This window comes from Streptomyces sindenensis, assembly GCF_014649035.1.
Classification (GTDB): Bacteria; Actinomycetota; Actinomycetes; order Streptomycetales; family Streptomycetaceae; genus Streptomyces; species Streptomyces sindenensis.
In genome coordinates this window covers 159,486-182,358 of sequence record NZ_BMSG01000003.1, presented here as the reverse complement: position 1 = coordinate 182,358, position 22,873 = coordinate 159,486, and the positions used below count along the sequence as shown (strand labels likewise).

Here is a 22,873-nt window from a genome sequence, read left to right as displayed (position 1 = left end):
GCTCCCCGTCCGGTAATCCGTCCCCGGGGCCTCGCCGGGAAGTGCTTGTACCCCGTCCCGCCACTCGGGTCACGCCCACGCGCCCCCGGTAAACCGGTCGGCCGTCGCCCGTACGGGCCCGTACACTGGCCTCAGCGAGAGGCATCGACGGGACGAGTAGCGCCGTACGCAGCCAGCAGCGACCCGGGGACGGTGGGAGCCCGGGGGCGAGCGCGATGTGAAGATCACCCCTGAGCCGCCGGAAGAACGCCCGGGACGCGTGGGTTCCCCCACGGGCACCGAGCCACTAGACCCGGCATCGCGACCCCAATGAGGGGGCCACGGGCTGCGCCCGGGGCCAAGGAGGGTGGTACCGCGGGAGCCGAGACGCTCTCGTCCCTCCGACGGAAGTGGAAGACATCCGCCGGAGGAAGCCGCACATGACATCGCCGCAGTACCGCCAGGTACCCGCCCAGGTAGACCTGCCCGCGCTGGAGCACGCCGTGCTCGACTTCTGGCGGGAGAACAAGGTCTTCGCCAAGAGCCTGGAGCAGTCCGAGGGCCGCCCCGAGTGGGTCTTCTACGAGGGCCCGCCCACCGCCAACGGCATGCCGGGCGCCCACCACATCGAGGCCCGCGTCTTCAAGGACGTCTTTCCCCGCTTCCGCACGATGCAGGGCTACCACGTCGGCCGGAAGGCGGGCTGGGACTGCCACGGCCTGCCGGTCGAGCTCGCGGTGGAGAAGGAGCTGGGCTTCAACGGCAAGAAGGACATCGAGGCGTTCGGCATCGCCGAGTTCAACGCCAAGTGCCGTGACTCGGTGACCCGGCACACCGACGCGTTCGCCGAACTGACGACCCGCATGGGCTACTGGGTCGACCTGGACGACGCCTACCGCACGATGGACCCGGAGTACGTGGACTCCGTGTGGTGGTCGCTGAAGGAGATCTTCAACAAGGACCTGCTGGTCCAGGACCACCGGGTCGCCCCCTGGTGCCCCCGCTGCGGCACGGGCCTGTCCGACCACGAGCTGGCCCAGGGGTACGAGACGGTCGTCGACCCCTCGGTCTTCGTCCGCTTCCCCCTGACGTCGGGCCCGCTGGCCGGCGAGGCGGCGCTCCTGGTCTGGACGACCACGCCGTGGACGCTGGTCTCCAACACGGCGGTCGCCGCGCACCCCGAGGTCCGCTACGTCGTCGCGACGAACGGCGAGGAGAAGCTGGTCGTCGCCGAACCTCTCCTGGAGAAGGCGCTGGGCGAGGGCTGGGAGGTGACCGGCCAGTCGTTCACCGGCGCCGAGATGGAGCGCTGGACCTACGAGCGCCCCTTCACCCTCGTCGACTTCCCGGCGGAGGCCCACTACGTGGTCAATGCCGAGTACGTCACCACCGAGGACGGTACGGGTCTGGTCCACCAGTCCCCCGCGTTCGGCGCCGACGACCTCGTGGTCTGCCGCTCCTACGGCCTCCCGGTGGTCAACCCGGTCCGCCCCGACGGCACGTTCGAGGAGGACCTCCCCCTGGTCGGCGGGGTCTTCTTCAAGAAGGCCGACGAAGCGCTCACCGCGGACCTGGACGCGCGCGGCAAGCTCTTCCGCCACGTCCCGTACGAACACAGCTACCCGCACTGCTGGCGCTGCCACACGGCGCTGCTCTACTACGCGCAGCCGTCGTGGTACATCAGGACGACGGCCATCAAGGACCGCCTCCTCCAGGAGAACGAGAAGACCAACTGGTTCCCGGACTCGGTCAAGAACGGCCGCTTCGGCGACTGGCTGAACAACAACGTCGACTGGGCGCTGTCCCGCAACCGCTACTGGGGCACGCCGCTGCCGATCTGGCGCTGCGAGGACAACCACCTGACGTGCGTGGGCTCGCGAGCCGAACTGAGCGAACTCACCGGCAGGGACCAGTCGTCCCTCGACCCCCACCGCCCCTTCATCGACGAGTTCACCTTCACCTGCACGCGGGAGAACTGCCAGCTGGAGGCGTACCGCGTCCCGGAGGTCATCGACGCCTGGTACGACTCGGGTTCGATGCCGTTCGCGCAGTGGGGCTACCCGTACAAGAACAAGGAGGTCTTCGAGAGCCGCTACCCGGCGCAGTTCATCTCGGAGGCCATCGACCAGACCCGCGGCTGGTTCTACACGATGATGGCGGTCGGCACGCTGGTCTTCGACAAGTCGTCCTACGAGAACGTGGTCTGCCTGGGCCACATCCTCGCCGAGGACGGCCGCAAGATGTCCAAGCACCTGGGCAACATCCTCCAGCCGATCCCGCTGATGGACCAGCACGGGGCGGACGCGGTGCGGTGGTTCATGGCGGCGGGCGGCTCCCCGTGGGCGGCACGCCGGGTGGGCCACGGCACGATCCAGGAGGTCGTCCGCAAGACGCTCCTGACGTACTGGAACACGGTGGCTTTCCAGGCCCTGTACGCACGTACCTCGTCCTGGGCCCCGTCGGCGGCCGACCCGGCGCCGGCGGACCGCACGGTCCTGGACCGCTGGCTGCTGAGCGAACTCAACGCGCTGGTCGACCAGATGACGGTGGCGATGGAGGGTTACGACACCCAGCGCGCCGGCAAGCTGCTCTCGGCGTTCGTGGACGACCTCTCCAACTGGTACGTACGCCGCTCGCGCCGCCGTTTCTGGCAGGGCGACAAGGCGGCGCTGCGCACGCTGCACGAGGTCGTCGAGACGGTCACGCGTCTGATGGCCCCGCTGGTGCCGTTCATCACCGAGCGGGTCTGGCAGGACCTGATCGCCCCGGTCACGCCGGACGCCCCGGAGTCGGTACACCTCTCCGCCTGGCCCAAGGCGGACGTATCGGCGATCGACCCGACCCTCTCCTCCCAGATGGCGCTGGTGCGCCGCCTGGTGGAGCTGGGCCGGGCGACGCGCGCGGAGTCGGGCGTGAAGACGCGCCAGCCGCTGTCCCGGGCCCTGGTAGCGGCGAACGGCTTCGAGTCCCTCTCCCCCGACCTGCGGGCGCAGATCACGGAAGAGCTGAACGTCACATCGCTGGCTTCGCTCTCCGAGGTGGGCGGCTCGCTGGTGGACACCACGGCCAAGGCGAACTTCCGGGCGCTGGGCAAGCGGTTCGGCAAGGGCGTGCAGGCGGTGGCCAAGGCCGTGGCGAACGCGGACGCGGCCGCGCTCTCCCTCGCCCTGCGCGAAGGCACGGCGTCGGTGGAGGTGGAGGGCGAGCAGGTCACGCTCTCCCCCGACGAGGTGATCATCACGGAGACCCCGCGCGAGGGCTGGTCGGTCGCCTCGGACTCGGGCGCGACGGTGGCCCTGGACCTGGAGATCACTCCCGAGCTGCGTCGCGCGGGCCTGGCCCGTGACGCGATCCGCCTGATCCAGGAGGCCCGCAAGAACAGCGGCCTGGACGTGGCGGACCGCATCGCCGTCCGCTGGACCTCGACGTCCGAGGCCACGCGGGAGGCCCTCACGGAGCACGCGCCCCTGATCTCGGACGAGGTCCTGGCCGTGGACTACGCGGAGGGCGAGGCGGACGAGACGTACGGCACGCCGTTCGAGGACGAGGGCCTGGCGCTGGCGTTCCGCCTGCGCAAGCGGTAGGGGGAGCCCGCACGAAAGGGGAAGGGCCCGCCGGAGCGAGTTCCGGCGGGCCCTTTCCCGTACCCCCTCAGGGGCTCCGCCCCCGAACCCCGAAACAGCCCGTCCGGCGCTTGAGGACACAGGGGGGCGGCCCCCGCCCACGACAGAGGGCCGGGCCCCGGGAAAACCCGGGGCCCGGCCCTCTGACTGCCGACGGCTACGCGCTCAGCGAGCGCGCACCGCTCAGTTGTCGTCCTCGTCGATCAGGAACCCACGCATCGGCGACGGCGCCTGCTGCATCGGCTGCGGAGCCTGCGGCCGCACCGGCGCCATCGGCTGCGTCATGGCCGGCGACATCTGCTGCTGACCACCGTAGGACGGACCGCTGCCCATCGACTGACCGCCACCCATCTGCTGGCCGCCGTGGCCACCGTGGTTGGAGCCGCCCATGGAGTGACCCATCGCACCCGCACCGGCCGGGGCCAGCGAGGGGGACGACGGCAGCGAAGCGGCGGCCGGCGTCCGCGGCGGGGCGAGCGAGTCGTCCGCCTGGGTCTCCAGCTGACGCAGCTGGCTCTCCAGGTAGGACTTCAGCCGCGTACGGTACTCGCGCTCGAAGCCACGCAGGTCCTCGACCTTGCGCTCCAGCGTCGCGCGGGCCGACTCCAGCGAGCCCATCGCCACACGGTGCTTCTCCTGCGCGTCCCGCTCCAGGGCGTCGGCCTTGGCACGCGCGTCGCGCTCCAGGCCCTCGGCGCGGCTGCGCGCCTCGCCGACGATCTTGTTGGCCTCGGAACGGGCCTCCGCGATCGCCTGGTCGGCGGTCTGCTGCGCGAGCGAGAGGACACGGGCGGCGCTGTCGCCACCGGGGCCCTGCCCCTGCTGCTGCATCTGCGGCGGCTGCATCTGCTGCATCTGCTGCTGGGGGTGCTGACCCATGGGGCCACCCATCGGTCCGCCCATGGGACCGCCCTGCATCGGGCCGGGGCCGTGCGGGCCCTGCGGACCGGGACCGTGGCCACCCTGGGGGCCATGGCCACTGGGACCTGCGGGCAGCTGCGGCGCGCCACCGGGCAGCTGGGGCGGACCCATCTGCGGGGGCTGCTGCTGCTGCGGCGGTCCAGATATGGCGGCGGGAACGGGCGCACCGGGGCGGTCCTGCTGCTCCGGGGGCTTGCGCATGCCCTGCTGCTGCTGTTGCTGCTGCTGGTTCTGCGCGGCGGCGCGCGTCGCAGCGGCCAGTTTGGCCCGCAGGTCCTCGTTCTCACGGAGCAGACGGGTCAGCTCCGCTTCGACCTCGTCGAGAAAGGCATCGACCTCGTCCTCGTCATAGCCTTCTCGGAGGCGGACGGTCGTGAACTGCTTGTTCCGCACGTCCTCGGGGGTCAACGGCATCTCTTCTTCACCTCTACGTAGTCGTCGGCAGTCGGCAAGACCGTATCGCTCACAACCTGACCACAACGCTGATCAGGATGTAGACGATGATCATCAGAACGAAGAAGGACAGGTCGAGTGCCACGCCCCCGAGACGCAGCGGCGGAATGAACCGCCGCAGAAGCTTGAGCGGTGGATCGGTGACAGTGTAGGTGGCCTCAAGTACGACCACCATCGCCTTGCCGGGTTGCCATGAACGTGCGAACTGGAAGACGTAGTCCATGACCAGCCGGAAGATCAGCACGATGAGGAAACACATCAGCGCGATATAGACCACATCCAGTGCGACGCCCATGTCTCGCGCTTCCCTCTCCCCTGGCTCTCGTCAGCTCCGGCCTCTCGGCCGGCACCGGCCTCGCGGCCGGGTCGTTCCCGGTGTCGTGTTCTCAGCTCTGGTTGAAGAATCCGCCCTCTGCGATGCGGGCCTTGTCCTCCGCCGTGACATCGACGTTAGCAGGCGACAACAGGAACACCTTCTGCGTCACGCGTTCAATGCTGCCATGGAGACCGAAGACGAGTCCTGCGGCAAAGTCGACAAGTCGCTTCGCGTCCGTATCGTCCATCTCCGTGAGATTCATGATCACCGGAGTGCCCTCACGGAAGTGTTCCCCGATGGTACGGGCCTCGTTATAGGTCCTGGGGTGCAGCGTGGTGATGCGGTACGGCTCCCGCTCGGACACGACCTTGGGCATGATCACCGGTGCGTTCTTCTCCATGTTCGGGCGTTCAGGTGTGATGGATGCCACGGGTGCGATCCGGGCGGGTCGCACGCTTTCCGCGGGGAGCTGAACCGGCTCGCGCTGGGCGGGCGGCTGCACCACTCGTACCGGTTCGTCCCTTTCGCGCTCGCGGTCGCGCTCCCGGTCCCGCTCCACCTGGTGCGGGGGCTGGTGCCGCCGCCGGTCGCGCTCGGGCTCCGGCTCAGGTTCGAATTCGTCGTCGGGGTCGAACCCCGGACCGTCGTACCCATCGTCCTCCACGAGGCCGAGGTAGACCGCCATCTTGCGCATCGCGCCGGCCATGCTCCGAGTCCTCCGCTCTGTGGTGGATCGGCATTCGTCACCAAGTGCCAGCGATCCACTGTGGCCTGCCCGCTAGAAGTGGGAATGACCATATTTTCTGCTGTGGTCCGACTTGCTTCGCGACGTTACCCGAGGCGGGGTCGGACTCCGAGTACCGCCGTACCGACGCGTACATGTGTCGCTCCGGCCGCCACCGCGTCCTCCAGATCCCCGCTCATACCTGCGGAGACCATGTTCGCAGCCGGATGACCGGCGCGCAGGCGGGATGAGATTTCCATCAGCCGGTCGAACGCGGCCCGTTGCCGGCCGGCGTACTCCCCGGCCAGCGGCGCCACGGTCATCAGCCCGTCGAGCCGGAGCGCGGGAGCCGATTCGATCGCGGCCGCCAACTCTTCGACCCCGTCCGGCGCGACACCGCCGCGCTCACCGCGCTCGCCGCTCTCCGCGTCCAGGGCGACCTGGATCAGGCAGCCGAGTTCACGCTCCCCGCGCACCGCGGCGGCGGAGAGAGCGGTGACCAGCTTGGCACGGTCCACCGACTGCACCACATCGGCATAACCGGTCACAGAGCGAACCTTGTTCGTCTGCAATTGTCCGACAAAGTGCCACGTCAGCGAAAGATCCGCACAAGCAGTGGCTTTGGGGGCGGCGTCCTGGTCACGATTCTCCGCGACATGACGCACACCGAGTTGATGCAGGATCCGCACATCGCTCGCGGGGTAGGTCTTGGTGACCACGATCAGGGTCACCTCCTCCCGCTCGCGCCCCGCGGCGGCACAGGCGGAGGCGATCCTTTCCTCCACCTGTGCGAGATTCGCCGCGAGTTGAGCCTTACGGTCCGTCATGCCCTATCCGTCCAGCCAGACATATCCGGCGAGCCGCCCGGTGGTGCGGTCGCGGCGGTACGAGAAGTGGTCGCCCGATTCCCGGGTGCAGACCGGCGAACGGTGCCGGTCGGTCACTCCGAGAACGGCGAGCTGGGCGTGCACTCCGCCGGTGACGTCCACCGCCGGCGTTCCCCAGCTGGTCTCGGACCAGGTGCCGGGGACAGCCTCGGCGACCTCGGCCCGCATCGCCTCCGGTACTTCGTAGCACCGGCCGCAAACGGCCGGGCCGGTGTGCGCGGTGATCCGGGAGGGGTGTGCGCCGAGCGCGATCATCGCCTCGACCGCCGCCGGTACGACTCCGGCGACCAGTCCCGGCCGCCCGGCGTGCGCCGCCCCGACGACTCCGGCGACCGGATCGGCGAGGAGAACGGGGGTGCAGTCGGCGGTGAGGACCGCGAGCGGCAGCCCGCGCCGGGCGGTCACCACCGCGTCCACGGCCGGAATCTCCGCGTCCGCACCCCAGGGCCCGTCCACCACCGCGACGTCCCGGCCGTGCACCTGGTTCATCCAGACGACGAGCGCCGGGTCGATACCGAGGTCGCGCGCCGCACGCTCCCGGTTCGCGCCGACGGCGGCGGGGTCGTCTCCGACCGCGCCGCCGAGGTTGAGTTCGCCGTACGGAGCGGCGCTCACTCCGCCCCACCGGTCGGTGAAGGCGAAATGAGCGCTGCCCGTGACGGTTTCCGTCCGGTGCTGATCTATCACTTCAAGAAGTCCGGTACGTCCAGCTCTTCGGCCTGGGTGTCCTGGTAGGGACGGGCCGGCGGGACGTGCGGCGGGGAGACGGGCGGGAGCGTGCTCTCGCCCGAGGCCGAAGCCGGCGCCGGGGCGGGCTCGGCCGGGGCCGGGCTCTCCTCGCGCGGGGGTACGGAACCGAGTCCGCCGGCCGGGCGCGCGGGCTCGGGGGCGGACCTGACCGGGGCGGCCGGCTCCTCGCGCTTGGCGCTGTTCGCACCGAGGACGTTCTCCCGGCGGGCCGGCGGCTGTCCGCCGTCGAAGCCCGCGGCGATCACGGTGACCCGGACCTCGTCGCCCAGGGCGTCGTCGATGACGGCGCCGAAGATGATGTTGGCCTCGGGGTGGGCCGCCTCGCTCACCAGCTGGGCGGCCTCGTTGATCTCGAAGAGACCGAGGTCGCTGCCGCCGGAGATGGAGAGCAGGACCCCGCGGGCGCCGTCGATGGAGGCTTCCAGGAGGGGCGAGGAGATCGCCATCTCCGCCGCCGCCACCGCGCGGTCGTCGCCGCGCGCCGAGCCGATGCCCATGAGCGCCGATCCGGCCTCGGACATGACCGACTTGACGTCGGCGAAGTCGAGGTTGATCAGGCCCGGGGTGGTGATGAGGTCGGTGATGCCCTGGACACCCGAGAGCAGCACCTGGTCGGCCGACTTGAACGCGTCGAGCACGCTGACCTGGCGGTCCGAGATGGACAGCAGGCGGTCGTTGGGGATGACGATGAGGGTGTCGACCTCTTCGCGGAGTTCGGCGATGCCGTCCTCCGCCTGGTTCGCGCGCCGCCGGCCCTCGAAGGTGAACGGGCGGGTGACCACGCCGATCGTCAGGGCGCCGAGCGAGCGGGCGATGTTGGCGACGACGGGTGCGCCGCCGGTGCCGGTGCCGCCGCCTTCTCCGGCGGTGACGAAGACCATGTCGGCCCCCTTGAGGACCTCCTCGATCTCCTCACGGTGGTCCTCTGCCGCCTTACGACCGACGGCCGGGTTCGCCCCGGCGCCGAGGCCCCGGGTGAGTTCGCGGCCGACGTCGAGCTTGACGTCGGCGTCGCTCATCAACAGGGCCTGTGCGTCCGTGTTGATCGCGATGAACTCGACGCCCTTGAGACCGACCTCGATCATTCGGTTGATGGCATTGACACCACCGCCGCCGACACCGATGACCTTGATGACTGCGAGGTAGTTCTGCGGTGCTGCCACGTCGAAGGCCTCTCGCCTCGAGTTACGTGTCGTCGCTCTGCGGTGGCCCCGCGGCGACGACTGATGTCGATGGGGACGGTCCGAACGCCGACCCAAACCCTAACGCTGAAGTTTAGGGTTACCAGTGTGTCTGCTTCCTGGACTCTTCCGAACAGGACACTAAGTCGACAAGTGGCGCACGTTCAACGAACACGCCGAACCTCCCGTTTTTCTTTTCACCCTATGTGATCACCCGTAGCGCTGACCAACCAGGGTGCTGGCCAGCACAAATGCCCGTCAACTCCCCGATACCGCCGGGGCGGTGGGAGCGCTTACGTCGAACTGTCCCGCTTTGGGTGCCGCCTTCATGAGCGCGGCAAGGATGAGCGCCTTCGCGGCGCCGTTCTCACTGCTGCCCCAGATCACCTCGCGGCCCCGGGTGAGCCGCAGGGAGATCGCGTCGAACGAGGTGACCCGGACGGCCTCGGTGTCCTTGGCGACGGCCGCCGGAAGGTCGCCGGTGACCCGGACCGCTTCCCGCAACAGACGGTCACCCCCGAAGCGGCGGAGGCTCGCGGACGGTTCGGGCTCCAGTTCCAGCAGGGGCACGCCCTTCGGCGCCCTGGCCACGGTGGCGTAGCGCACGCCCTTGGCGTCCACTTCCACGAACTTCCCGCCCTTTTCGACCAGAACCACCGGCTTTCGCTCCGTCACCTTAAGGCCGATTCCGTCCGGCCAGGAGCGAACGACATCAACTCTGTCGATACGAGGCAGCTTCTGGCGCAACCGGCGTTCCATCGCGTCGGTGTCCACGGAGACCAGCGGGGCTCCGATCGGTGTCGCGGCAACCGCTTCCACTTCTTCGCGGGTCAGGACCTCAACGCCGCTCGTGGTGACCTTCTCGACGCGGAGCCAGGAGGAGCCGTAGAGCGCCCAGATCAGGACCGCGACGAGGACGGCGGCCGCGGCGCCGATCAGGATCAGCAGCAGACGACGGCTGATCCGGGGCCCCTCGGAGCCGATGTGCGGCGGGCGGGCGGAGGTGTCCGCCCGCCCGGGTGCGCCGCGCTGGGCGGTCGTCGGTCCGGCCACGCTCGCTCCTTCGCCGGACCCGGGGCGCCCGCCCCGGGTCCGCACCGCATCGCGCCGCACGCCTAGTGACGCGAGGCGATCGCTTCGTACACCATGCCGACGAGCAGGTCGTCGGCGTCGCGCCGGCCGAACTCTGCGGCGGCGCGGGACATTTCGTACAGCCGGTGGGGGTCCGACAGCACCGGCAGGACGTTGCCCTGCACCCATTCCGGGGTGAGCGCCGCGTCGTCCACCAGCAGGCCGCCGCCGGCGTTGACCACCGGCTGGGCGTTGAGCCGCTGTTCGCCGTTGCCGATGGGCAGCGGGACGTAGGCGGCGGGAAGCCCGACGGCGGAGAGTTCGGCGACGGTCATCGCGCCCGCGCGGCAGAGCATCATGTCGGCCGCGGCGTACGCGAGATCCATCCGGTCCACGTACGGTACCGGGATGTAGGGCGGCATCCCGGGCATGTTGTCGATGCGCGGCAATTCGTTCTTCGGGCCGACCACATGGAGGATCTGGATCCCCGAGCGCTGGAGCAGCGGCGCGACCCGCTGGACCACCTCGTTGAGGTGGCGCGCGCCCTGCGAGCCGCCGGAGACCAGCAGCGTGGGCAGGTTGGGGTCGAGGCCGAAGGAGGCGCGGGCCTCCGGGCGGACCCGGGCGCGGTCCAGGGTGGCGATGGTGCGGCGCAGCGGGATGCCGATGTAGCGGGCGCCGCGCAGCTTGCTGTCCGGGGTGGAGACGGCGACCCCGTGGGCGTACCGAGAGCCGATCTTGTTGGCCAGGCCGGGGCGGGCGTTGGCCTCGTGGACCACGATCGGCACCCCGGCCCGCTTGGCGGCCAGGTAGCCGGGCAGGGCGACATAGCCGCCGAAGCCGACCACGCAGTCCGCCTTGGTGCGCTCCAGGACCTGCTCGGCGGCCTTGATCGTGCCGCGCAGCCGGCCCGGGACGGTGATCAGTTCGGGCGTGGGCTTACGGGGCAGCGGTACGGCCGGGATGAGCGCCAGCTCGTACCCCCGCTCGGGTACGAGCCTGGTCTCCAGGCCGCGTTCCGTGCCGAGGGCCGTGATTCCCACGGTCGGGTCCTGCCTGCGCAGGGCGTCTGCGAGGGCAAGCGCGGGCTCGATGTGTCCGGCGGTCCCCCCGCCGGCGAGTACGACATGCACCGAAATTCACCGCTCTCCGGACGGACGCTTCTTGACGCGCCGTCTCATCGTCTTCCATCTCACCCCGGGCCTCCGCATGGCCAGGGCCGCCTTCGCCGCGGGGTCCTCCCGTGCGAAGGTGATCATCAGCCCGACCGCGAACATCGTCGGCAGCAGGGCCGATCCCCCGTAGGAGAACAGCGGGAGCGGGACCCCGGCGATCGGCAACAGGCCGAGCACCGCACCGATGTTGATCACGGCCTGGGCCGTGATCCACGTGGTCACGCCTCCCGCGGCATATCTCACGAAGGGGTCCTCCGTGCGTCCGGCCACGCGGATACCCGCATAGCCTAGAGCCGCGAAGAGGGCGAGCACGGACAGCGTCCCCGCCAGACCCAGTTCCTCACCGGTGATCGCGAAGATGAAATCGGTGTGGGGTTCTGGGAGTTGGCCCCATTTTTCCACACTCGCACCCAACCCGGAACCGAACCATCCGCCGGACGCCAGAGCATAGATTCCGTGGGCCGCCTGCCAGCAGCCGCCCTCCGGATCGGGTTCGCTCACACCCATGCAGGCGAGCCGGGACATCCGGTTGGGGCTGGTCCTGATCAGCAGGAACGCCAGCACGGCGGCGAAGCCGAGGACCCCGGCGAAGAGGCGGGTGGGGGCGCCGGCCAGCCAGAGCAGACCGAACAGGATCGCCGTGAGAATGATCGCTGTTCCCATGTCGCCGCCGAGCATGATCAGGCCGAGCAGCATGAAGGCGACCGGGACGAGCGGGACGAGCATGTGCTTCCACTGCGTCAGCAACCGCTTGTCCTGCTTGCGGGCCAGCAGGTCCGCCCCCCACAGGATGAGCGCCAGCTTGCCGAACTCGCTGGGCTGGAGCTGGAACGGGCCGCCCAGGTAGAGCCAGTTCTGGTTGCCGTTGACCGACATCCCTATCCCCGGCACCTGGACCAGGACCATCAGGAAGACGGTGACCATCAGTATCGGGTAGGCCAGTGCCCGGTGGAGTTTCACGGGCATCTTGGCCGCGATCAGCATCAGTCCGCCCCCGATGACGGCGGCGAGGAACTGCTTGCCGAAGAAGTACGTCGCGGGCTTGCTGATGTCCAGCGCCTTGATCATCGAGGCGGAGTAGACCATCACCAGGCCCAGCACGGTGATCAGGAGGCTGGAGCCGAGGATCACGTAATAGGCGGTCAGGGGCCGGTCCCAGGCCCGCCGCGCCCGCTCGTAGGCCTGCCGCGGTCCGCCGCCCCGCCCCGGGCGCGGGGTACGGGAGCCGGACCCGCCACGTCCGGAGCCACCGCGTCCGGAGCCGCGGGACGTCTCGGGGCGCCGGGCGCCGGTGGCGAGCCGGCCGCGCAGGGCGAGCCCGGGGGGCACGGGTACGCCGGCGGGGGCGGGCGCCGCGGTGAGGGGGCGGAGTACCGAGGCCCGTGCGCTCTCCCGCCGTACGGCGAATCTCTCGTCGGCCGGCATTGTCGCTGTCCCCTCCACTGCTCGTGCCCGGGGCCCGTGACCCCGGGCGCGGAGCCCGGTCGGTCAGGCGCTCTCGTCGGCGCGTGCGCGGACCGCGTCCGCGAACGCCTCGCCCCGCTTGTTGTAGTTGGTGAACATGTCCATCGAGGCACAGGCCGGGGCCAGCAGTACCGTATCGCCCGGCCGGGCGAGCTCGGCGGCCCGCGCGACCGCTTCGGACATCGCCCCAGTGTCGGTCCGGTCGAGGTCGACCACCGGGACCTCCGGGGCGTGTCGCGTCAGGGCTTCGCGGATCAGGGCGCGGTCGGCGCCCATCAGCACGACGCCGCGCAGCCGCTTCGCCGCGCCGGTGACCAGCTCGTCGAAGGTGGCGCCCTTGGCGAGGCCGCCCGCGATCCAGACGATCGAGTCGTAGGCGGCCAGCGAGGCCTCGGTGGCGTGGGTGTTGGTGGCCTTGGAGTCGTCCACGTAGGCGACTTCGCCGATGTCCGCGACGTGTTCGATGCGGTGGGCGTCGGGGCGGAAGGCGCGCAGGCCGTCGCGGACGGCGGCCGGCTCCACGCCGAAGGCGCGGGCGAGGGCGGCGGCCGCGAGGGCGTTGGCGATGTTGTGCGGGGCCGGCGGGTTGACGTCGCCGACCTCGGCCAGCTCCTGGGCCTGCGTCTGCCGGTTGGCGACAAATGCCCGGTCGACGAGGATGCCGTCGACCACGCCGAGCTGGGAGGGGCCGGGGGCGCCGAGGGTGAAGCCGATGGCGCGGCAGCCCTCTTCGACGTCGGCCTCGCGGACCAGGTCCTCGGTGGCCGGGTCGGCGGCGTTGTAGACGCAGGCCACGGTGTTGCCCTCGTAGACGCGGCCCTTGTCGGCGGCGTACGCCTCCATCGAACCGTGCCAGTCGAGGTGGTCGGGGGCCAGGTTGAGGACGGCGGCGGAGTGGGCGCGCAGGGAGGGCGCCCAGTGCAGCTGGTAGCTGGAGAGTTCGACGGCGAGGACGTCGTACTCCCTCTCGCCGAGCACGGCGTCCAGCAGCGATACGCCGATGTTGCCGACGGCCGCGGTGCGCAGGCCCGCCGCCTCCAGGATGGAGGCCAGCATCCGTACGGTCGTGGTCTTGCCGTTGGTGCCGGTGACCGCGAGCCAGGGCGCGGCCTTCCTGCCGTTGTCGCCGCGCAGGCGCCAGGCCAGTTCGACGTCGCCCCAGACCGGGACGCCCGCCTCGGCGGCAGCCAGGAAGAGCGGCTTGTCCGGCTGCCAGCCGGGGGCGGTGACGACGAGTTCCGTGGACGGCGGCAGGGTCGCGCCGTCGCCGAGGCGCACGGTGATGCCGAGCGCCTCCAGTTCGGCCGCCTGCGCGCGGGCGCGTTCGTCGTCGCCGTCGTTGACGACGGTGACGAGCGCGCCGCGCTCGTGCAGGGCGCGGGCGGCGGGGATTCCGCTGACGCCGAGCCCGGCGACGGTGACGTGCTTGCCCTGCCAGTCCACGGTGCTCACTTCTTGGCTGCCCATCCCGCGTAGAAGAGGCCGAGTCCGACGATCACGCACATGCCCTGGATGATCCAGAAGCGGACCACGACCAGGACTTCGGACCAGCCCTTGAGTTCGAAGTGGTGCTGGAGCGGCGCCATGCGGAACACGCGCTTGCCGGTCATCTTGAACGAACCGACCTGGATGACCACGGACATGGTGATCATCACGAAGAGGCCGCCCAGGATGGCGAGCAGGAACTCGGTGCGCGACAGGATCGCGAGACCCGCGAGCGCGCCACCGAGGGCGAGCGAGCCGGTGTCGCCCATGAAGATCTTGGCGGGCGAGGTGTTCCACCACAGGAAGCCGAAGCAGGCGCCCATCAGGGCCGCTGCGACGACGGCGAGGTCGAGCGGGTCGCGGACCTCGAAACAGGCGCTGGGGTTGGTCAGCTTGTCCGCGTTGGCGCAGGACTCCTGGAACTGCCAGAGGCCGATGAAGGTGTAGGCGCCGAAGACCATCACGGAGGCGCCGGTGGCCAGACCGTCGAGGCCGTCGGTGAGGTTCACGCCGTTGGACATGGCGAGGATCATGAACAGCGCCCAGACGCAGAAGAGCACCGGGCCGATCGACCAGCCGAAGTCCTCCACGAAGGAGAGCCGGTCGGAGGCCGGGGTGTTCCCCGCGGAGTTGGGGAACTGGAGCGAGAGCACCGCGAAGGCGATGCCGACGATCAGCTGTCCGGCCATCTTCGCCTTGGCCCGCAGGCCGAGCGAACGCTGCTTGACGATCTTGATGTAGTCGTCGAGGAAGCCGACCAGGCCCATGCCCGCCATGAGGAAGAGCACGAGGACGCCGGAGTAGCGGATGTCCTCACCCGTGATGATCTTCGCGAGGAGGTACGCGATGATCGTCGCCAGGATGAAGGCGATGCCGCCCATCGTGGGCGTGCCCTTCTTGCTGCCGTGGGTGCGCGGGCCGTCGTCCCGGATGAACTGCCCGTAGCCCTTGCGGGCCAGCAGCTTGATCAGCAGCGGGGTACCGACCAGGGTCAGGAAGAGCCCGATGGCCCCCGCGAAGAGGATCTGCCTCATCGGCCGGCGACCTCGCCCTCGGTCGAGTTCTCCAGCAGTGCCTGGGCGACCTTCTCCAGGCCGACCGACCGGGACGCCTTCACCAGCACGACGTCTCCCGGGCGCAGTTCACTGCGCAACAGGTCGACGGCCGCCTGCGCGTCGGACACGTGCACCGACTCCTCACCCCACGAACCCTCGTTATATGCGCCCAGTTGCAGCCAGGAGGCTTCTCTTCCCCCGACAGCGACGAGCTTGCTGACGTTGAGCCGGACGGCGAGCCGTCCGACCGCGTCGTGCTCGGCGAGCGACGCGTCACCGAGCTCGGCCATCTGACCGAGCACCGCCCAGGTGCGCCCCCCGTCGGCCCCTCGGGCCTGGCCCATGGCGGCCAGCGCACGCAGTGCGGCTCGCATGGATTCGGGGTTCGCGTTGTAGGCGTCGTTGACCACCGTCACACCGTCCCCGCGCTCGGTGACCTCCATGCGCCAGCGGGAGAGGGTGCCCGCCTCCGAGAGCGCCTCGGCGATCTCGGTCACGGACATGCCCAACTCATGGGCGACGGCGGCCGCGGCGAGCGCGTTCGACACGTGGTGCTCACCGTACAGGCGCATGGTCACGTCGCTGCACCCGGTGGGTGTGTGGAGCTCGAACGCGGGCCGCCCGTCGGGGGTCATCCTGACCTTCTCGCCCCGTACGTCCGCTTCGGGGGCTTCTCCGAAGAGCAGGACGCGGGCCTTGGTGCGCGAGGCCATGGCGCGGACGAGCGGGTCGTCCGCGTTGAGCACGGCGCAGCCGTCCTCGGGAAGGCCCTCGACCATCTCGCCCTTGGCCTGGGCGATGGCCTCCCGGCTGCCGAACTCGCCGAGGTGCGCGGAGCCGACGTTGAGGACCAGGCCGACCCGGGGCGGGGTCAGCTCGGTGAGGTAGCGGATGTGGCCGATGCCGCGGGCGCCCATCTCCAAGACCAGGTGCTCGGTCTCGGCGGTGGCGCTCAGCGCGGTGAGGGGCAGCCCGATCTCGTTGTTGAGGGAGCCGGGCGTCCAGACGGTCGGGCCGTGGCGCTGGAGGAGCTGCGCGATCAGGTCCTTGGTGGACGTCTTGCCCGCCGAGCCGGTGAGGGCGACGACGGTCGTGCCGAGGCGTTCCACGGCGGCCCGGGCGAGGGCTCCGAGCGCGCCGACGACATCGTCCACGACGATCGCCGGAACGCCGACGGGGCGGGCCGCCAGCACGGCTGCCGCGCCCGCCTCGACAGCGCGCTGGGCGTAGTCGTGGCCGTCGACCCGTTCGCCGGCGAACGCGGCGAACAGGCTGCCGGGCGCGACCTCGCGGGAGTCGATGACGACGGGTCCGGTCACGGTGATTGCCGGGTCCGGTATGTCGTGCGGCTGCCCGCCGACGATTCCGGCGATCTCGGCGAGGGAAAGGGTGATCACTTGGTCATCCCTGACTGTTGTTCTCGTGGTGAGGGGCACGGTCGGCGCCGGGGTGCGCCAGGGACCGTTCGATGGCTGCGTGCAGGACCTTGCGGTCGTCGAAGGCGCGGACCACTCCGTGGACGTCCTGGCCCTGCTCGTGGCCCTTGCCCGCCACCAGGACGGTGTCGCCCGGTTCGGCGCGGGCGACGGCGGCGGCGATGGCGGCGGCCCGGTCGGCGTCGACGAGCACGTCGCCGCGTTCGTGGACGGGGACCTCGGCGGCGCCGGAGAGCATCGCGGCGAGGATCGCGAGGGGGTCCTCGGAGCGGGGGTTGTCGGAGGTCAGTACGGCGGTGTCGGCGAGCCGGGCCGCGGCGGCGCCCATCGGGCCGCGTTTGGTGGTGTCGCGGTCGCCGCCGCAGCCGAGGACGATGTGCACCTTGCCCTCGGTGACCTTGCGCAGGGAGCGCAGGACGGACTCGACGGCGTCCGTCTTGTGCGCGTAGTCGACGACGGCGAGGTAGGGCTGTCCGGCGTCCACCCGCTCCAGCCGGCCCGGGACCCCGGGCACGGCGGCGACCCCGTCGGCGGCGATCTGCGGGTCGACGCCCGCGACGGCCAGCGTGACGATCGCGGCGAGGGTGTTGGCGACGTTGAACGGGCCGGGCAGCGGGGCCCGGGCGGTGATCCGCTCGCCCTTGGGGCCGACGGCGGTGAAGGTGCTGTCCTGCGGTCCGACCTCGACGTCCTCGGCGTGCCAGTCGGCGTCCGGGTGGCCCTCGGCGGAGAAGGTGGTGACGGGCACGCCGGACTCGGTGATGAGCCTGCGGCCGTACTCGTCGTCGAAGTTGACCACGCCGCGGTGGCTGCGCTCGGGGGTGAAGAGCTGCGCCTTGGCCTGGAAGTAGTCCTCCATGCCGGAGTGGAACTCCATGTGCTCCGGGCTGAGGTTGTTGAAGACGGCCACGTCGAAGACGCAGCCGTCGACCCGGCCGAGCACCAGCGCGTGGCTGGAGACCTCCATCGCCACGGCCTCGACGCCGCGTTCGCGCATGACGGCGAACAACGCCTGGAGGTCGGTGGCCTCGGGGGTGGTGCGCTCGGACTTGATGCGCTCGTCGCCGATCCGCATCTCGACGGTGCCGATCAGCCCGGTGGGGCGTCCGGCGGCGCGCAGCCCGCCCTCGACGAGGTACGCGGTGGTGGTCTTGCCGGAGGTTCCGGTGATGCCGATCTGGAGCAGGCCGATACCGGGCCGCCCGTAGATGTCGGCGGCCAGTTCGCCCATCACGGCCCGCGGGTTCTCGGCGACCAGGACCGGGAGTCCGGTGGCGGCGGCGCGTTCGGCGCCGGTGGGGTCGGTGAGGACGGCGACGGCGCCCAGCCCCGCGGCCTGGGCCGCGAAGTCGGCGCCGTGCATACGGGCGCCGGGCAGGGCCGCGTACACGTCTCCGGGTCGCACGGCCCGCGAGTCGTGCGTGATGCCGGTGACGTCACCGCTCCCGGCGGTCTCGACGCCGAGCCGGTCGGCCAGCTCGCCGAGGGGGGTGGGCCGGAGCCGGTCCGGTCGGGGCGCTCCCGGGTAGGTCACAGGCGCGTCCTTCTGAGAGGTTTGGGACTGATCAGCGTGGGGCACGGCGGTGAGCGTACCGGGCCGGTGCGGGCTCTCGCGAAGCGAGGGACCCTGGTTCCGGCGGTTCTCGTTCCGGTTCCCGGGGTCGGGGGTGATCGTTGTCACTGAGGGTTCCCTTGGAGGAGATGCTCGCGCATCCCCGTGTTCACTCGCCGGGTTTGAAGGACACCGGCAGCCGGGGCGGCTCGCTGCCGGACGGTGGGGTCTGGAGCGTCTTGAGCGCGAACTCCATGACCTGCTTGTAGATCGGGCCGCAGATCTGGCCACCGAAGTAGCTGCCCTTGGTGGGGTTCTGGATCGCGCAGTAGACGGTGATCTGCGGGTTGTCGGCGGGGGCGAAGCCCGCGAAGGAGGCGGTGTAGCCCTTGTAGACGCCGCGGACGGGGTCGACCCGGTTGGCGGTTCCGGTCTTGCCCGCGACCCGGTAGCCGGGGATGGCGGCCTTGGTGCCGGTCCCCTCGCTGTCGTCGACGACGGACTCCAGCATGGCCGCCAGGGTCTTGGCGGTCTTCTCGCTGACCACCCGGTTCTCCTCGGGGGCTTCGGCCGGCGTGAAGCGGCCGTCGGAGCCCTTCGTTCCGCGTACGAGGGTGGGGGCGATCCGGACGCCTCCGTTGGCGACCGTGGAGTAGACCGAGGCGGCCTGGACGGCGTTGACGGAGAGGCCCTGGCCGAAGGGGATCGTGTACTGCTGCGAGGTCGACCAGTCCTTCGGGTGGGCCAGCAGGCCGGGCGACTCGCCGGGGTAGCCGAGCCCGGTCTTCTTGCCGAGGCCGAACTTCCGCAGGTAGTCGTAGAGGACCTTGTTCGACTCGGCCTGGGTCTTGCCGAGCTGACCGGTCGCCAGGATGGTGCCGATGTTGCTGGACTTGGCGAGGACCCCGTTGAGCGTGAGGTACCAGGTGGGGTGGTCGACGTCGTCCTTGAAGAGGCGGTCGCCCCGGTGCAGCCGGTTGGGGACGGTGACATGGGTGCCGGGCGTGGCCGCCCCCTCCTCCAGCACGGCCGCGATCGACATGACCTTGCTGGTGGAGCCGGGCTCGTACACGTCCTGGAGGGCCGCGTTGCCGAGCGAGGCCGAGGTGGCCTGGGAGAGGTCGTTGGGGTCGTAGCCGGGGGCGTTGGCCATGGCCAGCAGCTCGCCGGTCCTCGTGTTCTGCACGATGACGTAGCCGCGGTCGGCCTTGGACTTGGCGACCTGGTCGCTGATGGCCTTCTGCGCGGCCCACTGGATATCGCGGTCGATGGTCAGCTCGATGTCGGAGCCGGGCACGGCCGGGATCTCGCTGCTGCCCGCGGTGGGGACCCGCCGGCCGCCCGCCTGGGCGTAGCGGATCTTGCCGTCCTCGCCCGCCAGCTCCTTGTCCAGCTGTGACTCCAGGCCGCCGCCGCCCTTGCCGTCGGCGCTGACGAAGCCCAGTATCCCGGCGGCGAGGTCCCCGTTGGGGTAGACGCGCTTGGTGGTCGGCTCCTGGAGGACACCGGCCAGGACATTGGCTCCCGGGCCGCCCTTGAGCTTGTCCTCGGACGCCTTCTCGGCGAAGACGGCCTTGAGGTCCTTGATCTGCTTCCAGACCTGCGGGGTCTGCCGGTGGGCGAGGACGGTGTAGCGGCTCTTGGGCGCCGAGAGCTTCTTGACGAGCTCGTCGACGTCCTTGTCGAGGATCGGGGCGAGCAGCGCGGCGGCCTGCTGCGGGGCGTCGGGCGCCTTGCTCTCCTCGGGGGTGAAGAGCTTGGGGTCGGCCGTGATGTTGTGCGCGTCCACGCTGGTGGCGAGCGCGATGCCGTTGCGGTCGGTGATCTCGCCGCGCTCGGCGGCGACCGTGTACTCCAGGTAGCGGTTCTTCTCGGCCTTGGCCGCGTACGCGCTGGCGTCGACGGCCTGGACCTGGAGCAGCCGGGCCACGAAGGCCAGCATGACCAGCGTCAGCCCGAGGCTGACGAGCCGCAGCCGGGGGCGCGGGCTGCCGAGGCGCAGGGAGCGGGGTGCGGTGCCGCGCCGGGTGGTGCCGCCCTGGGCGGGGCGGGGGCGGCGGGCCGGTGGGCGCGCGCCGGGGCGGCCGGACCGGGAGGCCCCGTTGCCGGACCGGGAGGCCCCGTTACGGGGGCGGGCCGGTCCGGGTACGCGGCGGCGCGGCGGTTCCTTGGGCGGCACTGCGTCACCTGCCGGGGCTCGTCGGGGGCGGGCTGTTCTCCGCCGCGGGGCCGGCCGCGGGGTCGGGCCGGGAGGCGGACGCGGAGGGCGAGGGGGAGCCGGAGGGGCCGGCCGCCGGGGCGTCGGGGTCCGGTGAGGCGCTGGGGCTCGGGGTGGGGCTCGGGCTCGGCGACGGCGGGGCGGTCGCCTCCACCGGATTGCCGCGGACCGTGCCGTCGGGGTTGAGGAAGGCGGGGCTGCCGCCGGGGACCATGCCCAGCTCCCGGGCGCGCTTCTCCAGGGCGTCGGGCTGGGACCGGCTGTCGACGTCGCGCTGGAGGGCCTGCTGCTCGTCGGTGAGTTCGGTGGTGTCCCGCTTCAGCTCGCTGAGCCGGAAGGAACCCTCGTTGAGCGCGGAGTTCAGCAGGAGCAGGGTGATGAGTCCGCCGCCCAGGAGCAGGACGACCAGCAGGACGAAGGGGGTGCGGGCCGCGGTGCTGGGCCCGGTGGACGGCATCAGCCGGGCGAGCCGGGCGGCCCGCCCCTTCAGCGGTGCGGCCGGTTTGCTCACCCCACGACTCCCCCGCTGCGGCGTCCGGCCCCGGTGCTCATCGCTCCTCCTCGCGGATGCGCTGGGCGCCGCGCAGCCGGGCGGGGGCGGCCCGCCGGTTCTCGGCGATCTCCTCCTCGGTGGGCAGCTCGGCGCCCCGGGTGAGCTGCTTCAGCCGGGGCTGGTAGCGCTCGGGGACGACGGGCAGCCCGGGGGGCGCGGTGTTGGCGGCGCCGGCCGCGAAGACCTGCTTGACCAGCCGGTCCTCCAGGGAGTGGTACGAGAGCACCGCGATGCGGCCGCCGACGGCGAGGCTGTCGACGGCGGCCGGAATGGCCCGCTCCAGGACGCTGAGCTCGCCGTTGACCTCGATGCGCAGGGCCTGGAAGGTCCGCTTGGCGGGGTTGCCGCCGGTCCGCTTGGCGGCCTGCGGCAGCGCGTCGCGGATCAGCTCGACGAGCCGGGCGCTGTTGCTGAACGGCTCCTTCTCGCGCTCGCGCACGATCGCGGAGACGATCCGTTTGGCCTGCTTCTCCTCGCCGTACGCGCGCAGGATCCGCACGAGCTCGCCGGGCGGGTAGGTGTTGAGCACCTCGGCCGCGCCCATCCCGGTGGACTGGTCCATGCGCATGTCGAGGGGGGCGTCCTGGGCGTAGGCGAACCCGCGGTCGGCCTCGTCCAGCTGCATGGAGGAGACACCGAGGTCGAACAGGACGCCCTGGACCTTCGGGATCCCGAGCCGGGCGAGGACCTCGGGGAGTTCGTCGTAGACCGCGTGGACGAGGGTGGCCCGGTCGCCGTAGGGGGCGAGCCGTTCGCCGGAGAGCCGGAGCGCCTCCTTGTCGCGGTCCAGGGCGACCAGCCGGGCGGTGGGGAACGCGGCGAGCAGGGCCTCGCTGTGGCCACCGAGGCCGAGGGTGCAGTCGACGACCACGGGCTGCGGGTGGGCCGGGTCCTGGAGAGCCGGGGCCAACAGGTCCAGACACCTCTGGAGCATCACCGGGACGTGTCGGGTCTGGCTCAATGCGCCCTCTCAGGCTCTGTCCCGCGCGGCCGGCACGTACGTCCTGGTCCCCGCCCGCTCTGAAGGGGAGGCCCGCCGGCGCCGGGGAAGGGGCGTCGGCCGACCGAGAGCGGGAGAGGGCCGGGTCGCACGTACGCCGCACATCACGGGGGAAATACGGAATGTGCAGGAGGTGCGGGGAGGTGTGTCGGGGCGGTGGGGCGGGAATTCGGGTGTTGACTTCGCGTTACTTTAGTCCACCCTGCCATTCGATCGATTCGCGATCAACGAACCGCCCAGCGCGTCGCGCCACCCGACCGGATGAGGAAAACCCACCCGAACGGGTGCGCCCACAGGTCCTGTGGGTTAGCTCACAACAAGCCGTGTTGGCGTTCTTTGTCCGCTCTCACAGCCCGCCCGTGCCAGGTGGGAAGGCTAACGTCGTAGTCATGTCGACTTCTGCTCACTCCCCCGCCGAGTCCGTGACGTCCACCGCCGCCGCGGTCCGCGAAGGGGGCCAGGTCACCGACCGCCTCGTCGCGCTGAACTCGGAGTACGCGAAGGACTTCCGCGATCCGGGCATGGACGCGCGTCCCGTCCTTCAGGTCGCCGTCGTCGCCTGCATGGACGCCCGTCTCGACCTGCACGCGGCGCTCGGTCTGGAGCTCGGTGACTGCCACACGATCCGTAACGCGGGCGGTGTGGTCACCGAGGACGTGATCCGCTCGCTCACCATCAGCCAGCGGGCGCTCGGCACCCGCAGCGTCGTTCTCATCCACCACACCAACTGCGGTCTGGAGTCCCTCACCGAGGACTTCCGGCAGGACCTGGAGCGCGAGGTGGGCCAGCGTCCGGCCTGGGCCGTGGAGGCCTACAAGGACGCCGACCAGGACGTGCGCCAGTCGATGCAGCGGGTGCGGACCTCGCCGTTCCTGCTGCACACCGACGATGTGCGCGGGTTCGTCTTCGACGTGACCACCGGTCTGCTGCGGGAGATCGACTCCGTTTCCTGAACGGACTCCCGCCGCTTCCCGGCCCTCCGCTGCACCTCACGCACGCATCGCCGTGCCCCGCGGCACCGGAATCGTGA

18 protein-coding genes are annotated in these 22,873 nt (G+C 70.9%); 2 read left to right on the top strand and 16 right to left on the bottom strand.

All coding sequences use genetic code 11. The annotated features are described in order from the left end of the window. The first annotated feature begins 419 nt into the window (after window positions 1-419). Complete coding sequence (gene ileS / locus IE145_RS06010; RefSeq protein WP_189519546.1) at window positions 420-3,563, top strand: isoleucine--tRNA ligase; 3,144 nt, start codon at window positions 420-422, stop codon at window positions 3,561-3,563. A gap of 222 nt (window positions 3,564-3,785) precedes the next feature. On the opposite strand, the gene IE145_RS06005 is transcribed toward ileS, so the two are convergent. From IE145_RS06005 to rsmH, 16 genes are all read right to left on the bottom strand, one after another. Then, window positions 3,786-4,937, bottom strand: a complete 1,152-nt coding sequence (locus IE145_RS06005; protein WP_189519544.1) for a DivIVA domain-containing protein — start codon at window positions 4,935-4,937, stop codon at window positions 3,786-3,788. A 49-nt stretch (window positions 4,938-4,986) separates the two neighbouring features. Next, entirely contained in the window at window positions 4,987-5,271 is a 285-nt protein-coding gene (locus IE145_RS06000; protein ID WP_006123846.1) for a YggT family protein, read from the bottom strand. A 91-nt stretch (window positions 5,272-5,362) separates the two neighbouring features. Beyond that, window positions 5,363-5,998 (bottom strand): cell division protein SepF, encoded by a 636-nt coding sequence (locus tag IE145_RS05995; protein WP_189519542.1) that lies wholly within the window; start codon window positions 5,996-5,998, stop codon window positions 5,363-5,365. Between the two features lie 125 nt (window positions 5,999-6,123). Beyond that, a complete protein-coding gene (locus IE145_RS05990; RefSeq protein ID WP_189519540.1) occupies window positions 6,124-6,843 on the bottom strand; it encodes a YggS family pyridoxal phosphate-dependent enzyme in 720 nt (239 codons plus the stop codon). A gap of 3 nt (window positions 6,844-6,846) precedes the next feature. Further along, the gene (gene pgeF, locus IE145_RS05985; protein ID WP_189519538.1) at window positions 6,847-7,590 is read right to left on the bottom strand and encodes a peptidoglycan editing factor PgeF; all 744 of its coding nucleotides are present in this window, start codon (window positions 7,588-7,590) and stop codon (window positions 6,847-6,849) included. Continuing rightward, window positions 7,587-8,816: a cell division protein FtsZ gene (gene ftsZ, locus IE145_RS05980; protein ID WP_189519536.1), complete on the bottom strand. Its 1,230-nt coding sequence runs from the start codon at window positions 8,814-8,816 to the stop codon at window positions 7,587-7,589. The genes pgeF and ftsZ overlap by 4 nt, the downstream gene beginning before the upstream one ends. Before the next feature lie 276 nt (window positions 8,817-9,092). Beyond that, window positions 9,093-9,887 carry a cell division protein FtsQ/DivIB gene (locus IE145_RS05975; RefSeq protein WP_189519534.1) on the bottom strand — a complete coding sequence of 265 codons (795 nt, stop codon included), beginning with the start codon at window positions 9,885-9,887 and terminating at the stop codon, window positions 9,093-9,095. Window positions 9,888-9,949: 62 nt separating this feature from the next. After that, the gene (gene murG, locus IE145_RS05970) at window positions 9,950-11,038 is read right to left on the bottom strand and encodes an undecaprenyldiphospho-muramoylpentapeptide beta-N-acetylglucosaminyltransferase (RefSeq protein WP_189519532.1); all 1,089 of its coding nucleotides are present in this window, start codon (window positions 11,036-11,038) and stop codon (window positions 9,950-9,952) included. Between the two features lie 6 nt (window positions 11,039-11,044). Next, window positions 11,045-12,505: a putative lipid II flippase FtsW gene (gene ftsW / locus IE145_RS05965; RefSeq protein WP_189519530.1), complete on the bottom strand. Its 1,461-nt coding sequence runs from the start codon at window positions 12,503-12,505 to the stop codon at window positions 11,045-11,047. Between the two features lie 63 nt (window positions 12,506-12,568). Next, window positions 12,569-14,011, bottom strand: a complete 1,443-nt coding sequence (gene murD, locus IE145_RS05960) for a UDP-N-acetylmuramoyl-L-alanine--D-glutamate ligase (RefSeq protein ID WP_189519528.1) — start codon at window positions 14,009-14,011, stop codon at window positions 12,569-12,571. Beyond that, window positions 13,993-15,063 (bottom strand): phospho-N-acetylmuramoyl-pentapeptide-transferase, encoded by a 1,071-nt coding sequence (gene mraY, locus IE145_RS05955; protein WP_189519526.1) that lies wholly within the window; start codon window positions 15,061-15,063, stop codon window positions 13,993-13,995. Before mraY ends, murD begins: the two co-directional genes overlap by 19 nt. Then, window positions 15,060-16,481: a UDP-N-acetylmuramoyl-tripeptide--D-alanyl-D-alanine ligase gene (locus tag IE145_RS05950; protein WP_189519524.1), complete on the bottom strand. Its 1,422-nt coding sequence runs from the start codon at window positions 16,479-16,481 to the stop codon at window positions 15,060-15,062. Before IE145_RS05950 ends, mraY begins: the two co-directional genes overlap by 4 nt. A gap of 4 nt (window positions 16,482-16,485) precedes the next feature. Continuing rightward, window positions 16,486-18,201 (bottom strand): UDP-N-acetylmuramoyl-L-alanyl-D-glutamate--2,6-diaminopimelate ligase, encoded by a 1,716-nt coding sequence (locus IE145_RS05945; protein WP_073821433.1) that lies wholly within the window; start codon window positions 18,199-18,201, stop codon window positions 16,486-16,488. A gap of 40 nt (window positions 18,202-18,241) precedes the next feature. Further along, window positions 18,242-20,251: a peptidoglycan D,D-transpeptidase FtsI family protein gene (locus IE145_RS05940; protein ID WP_189519523.1), complete on the bottom strand. Its 2,010-nt coding sequence runs from the start codon at window positions 20,249-20,251 to the stop codon at window positions 18,242-18,244. Window positions 20,252-20,255: 4 nt separating this feature from the next. Further along, on the bottom strand, window positions 20,256-20,801 hold the full coding sequence (gene ftsL / locus IE145_RS05935; RefSeq protein WP_189519521.1) for a cell division protein FtsL: 546 nt from the start codon (window positions 20,799-20,801) through the stop codon (window positions 20,256-20,258). A 37-nt stretch (window positions 20,802-20,838) separates the two neighbouring features. Continuing rightward, window positions 20,839-21,804, bottom strand: a complete 966-nt coding sequence (gene rsmH, locus IE145_RS05930) for a 16S rRNA (cytosine(1402)-N(4))-methyltransferase RsmH (protein ID WP_189519519.1) — start codon at window positions 21,802-21,804, stop codon at window positions 20,839-20,841. A gap of 428 nt (window positions 21,805-22,232) precedes the next feature. Here rsmH and IE145_RS05925 point away from each other — a divergent pair, with 428 nt between their 5' ends. Further along, window positions 22,233-22,796, top strand: a complete 564-nt coding sequence (locus IE145_RS05925) for a beta-class carbonic anhydrase (RefSeq protein WP_229825366.1) — start codon at window positions 22,233-22,235, stop codon at window positions 22,794-22,796. The last annotated feature ends 77 nt before the right edge of the window (window positions 22,797-22,873 follow it).

What these genes read in the sequence shown, in the direction of transcription:
- murD (WP_189519528.1), bottom strand. Translation starts at nt 14,011, where the DNA reads ATGGGCAGCCAAGAAGTGAGCACCGTGGACTGGCAGGGCAAGCACGTC.
- IE145_RS06005 (WP_189519544.1), bottom strand. Translation starts at nt 4,937, where the DNA reads ATGCCGTTGACCCCCGAGGACGTGCGGAACAAGCAGTTCACGACCGTC.
- ftsW (WP_189519530.1), bottom strand. Translation starts at nt 12,505, where the DNA reads ATGCCGGCCGACGAGAGATTCGCCGTACGGCGGGAGAGCGCACGGGCC.
- mraY (WP_189519526.1), bottom strand. Translation starts at nt 15,063, where the DNA reads ATGAGGCAGATCCTCTTCGCGGGGGCCATCGGGCTCTTCCTGACCCTG.
- IE145_RS05990 (WP_189519540.1), bottom strand. Translation starts at nt 6,843, where the DNA reads ATGACGGACCGTAAGGCTCAACTCGCGGCGAATCTCGCACAGGTGGAG.
- IE145_RS05995 (WP_189519542.1), bottom strand. Translation starts at nt 5,998, where the DNA reads ATGGCCGGCGCGATGCGCAAGATGGCGGTCTACCTCGGCCTCGTGGAG.
- ileS (WP_189519546.1), top strand. Translation starts at nt 420, where the DNA reads ATGACATCGCCGCAGTACCGCCAGGTACCCGCCCAGGTAGACCTGCCC.
- IE145_RS06000 (WP_006123846.1), bottom strand. Translation starts at nt 5,271, where the DNA reads ATGGGCGTCGCACTGGATGTGGTCTATATCGCGCTGATGTGTTTCCTC.
- IE145_RS05925 (WP_229825366.1), top strand. Translation starts at nt 22,233, where the DNA reads ATGTCGACTTCTGCTCACTCCCCCGCCGAGTCCGTGACGTCCACCGCC.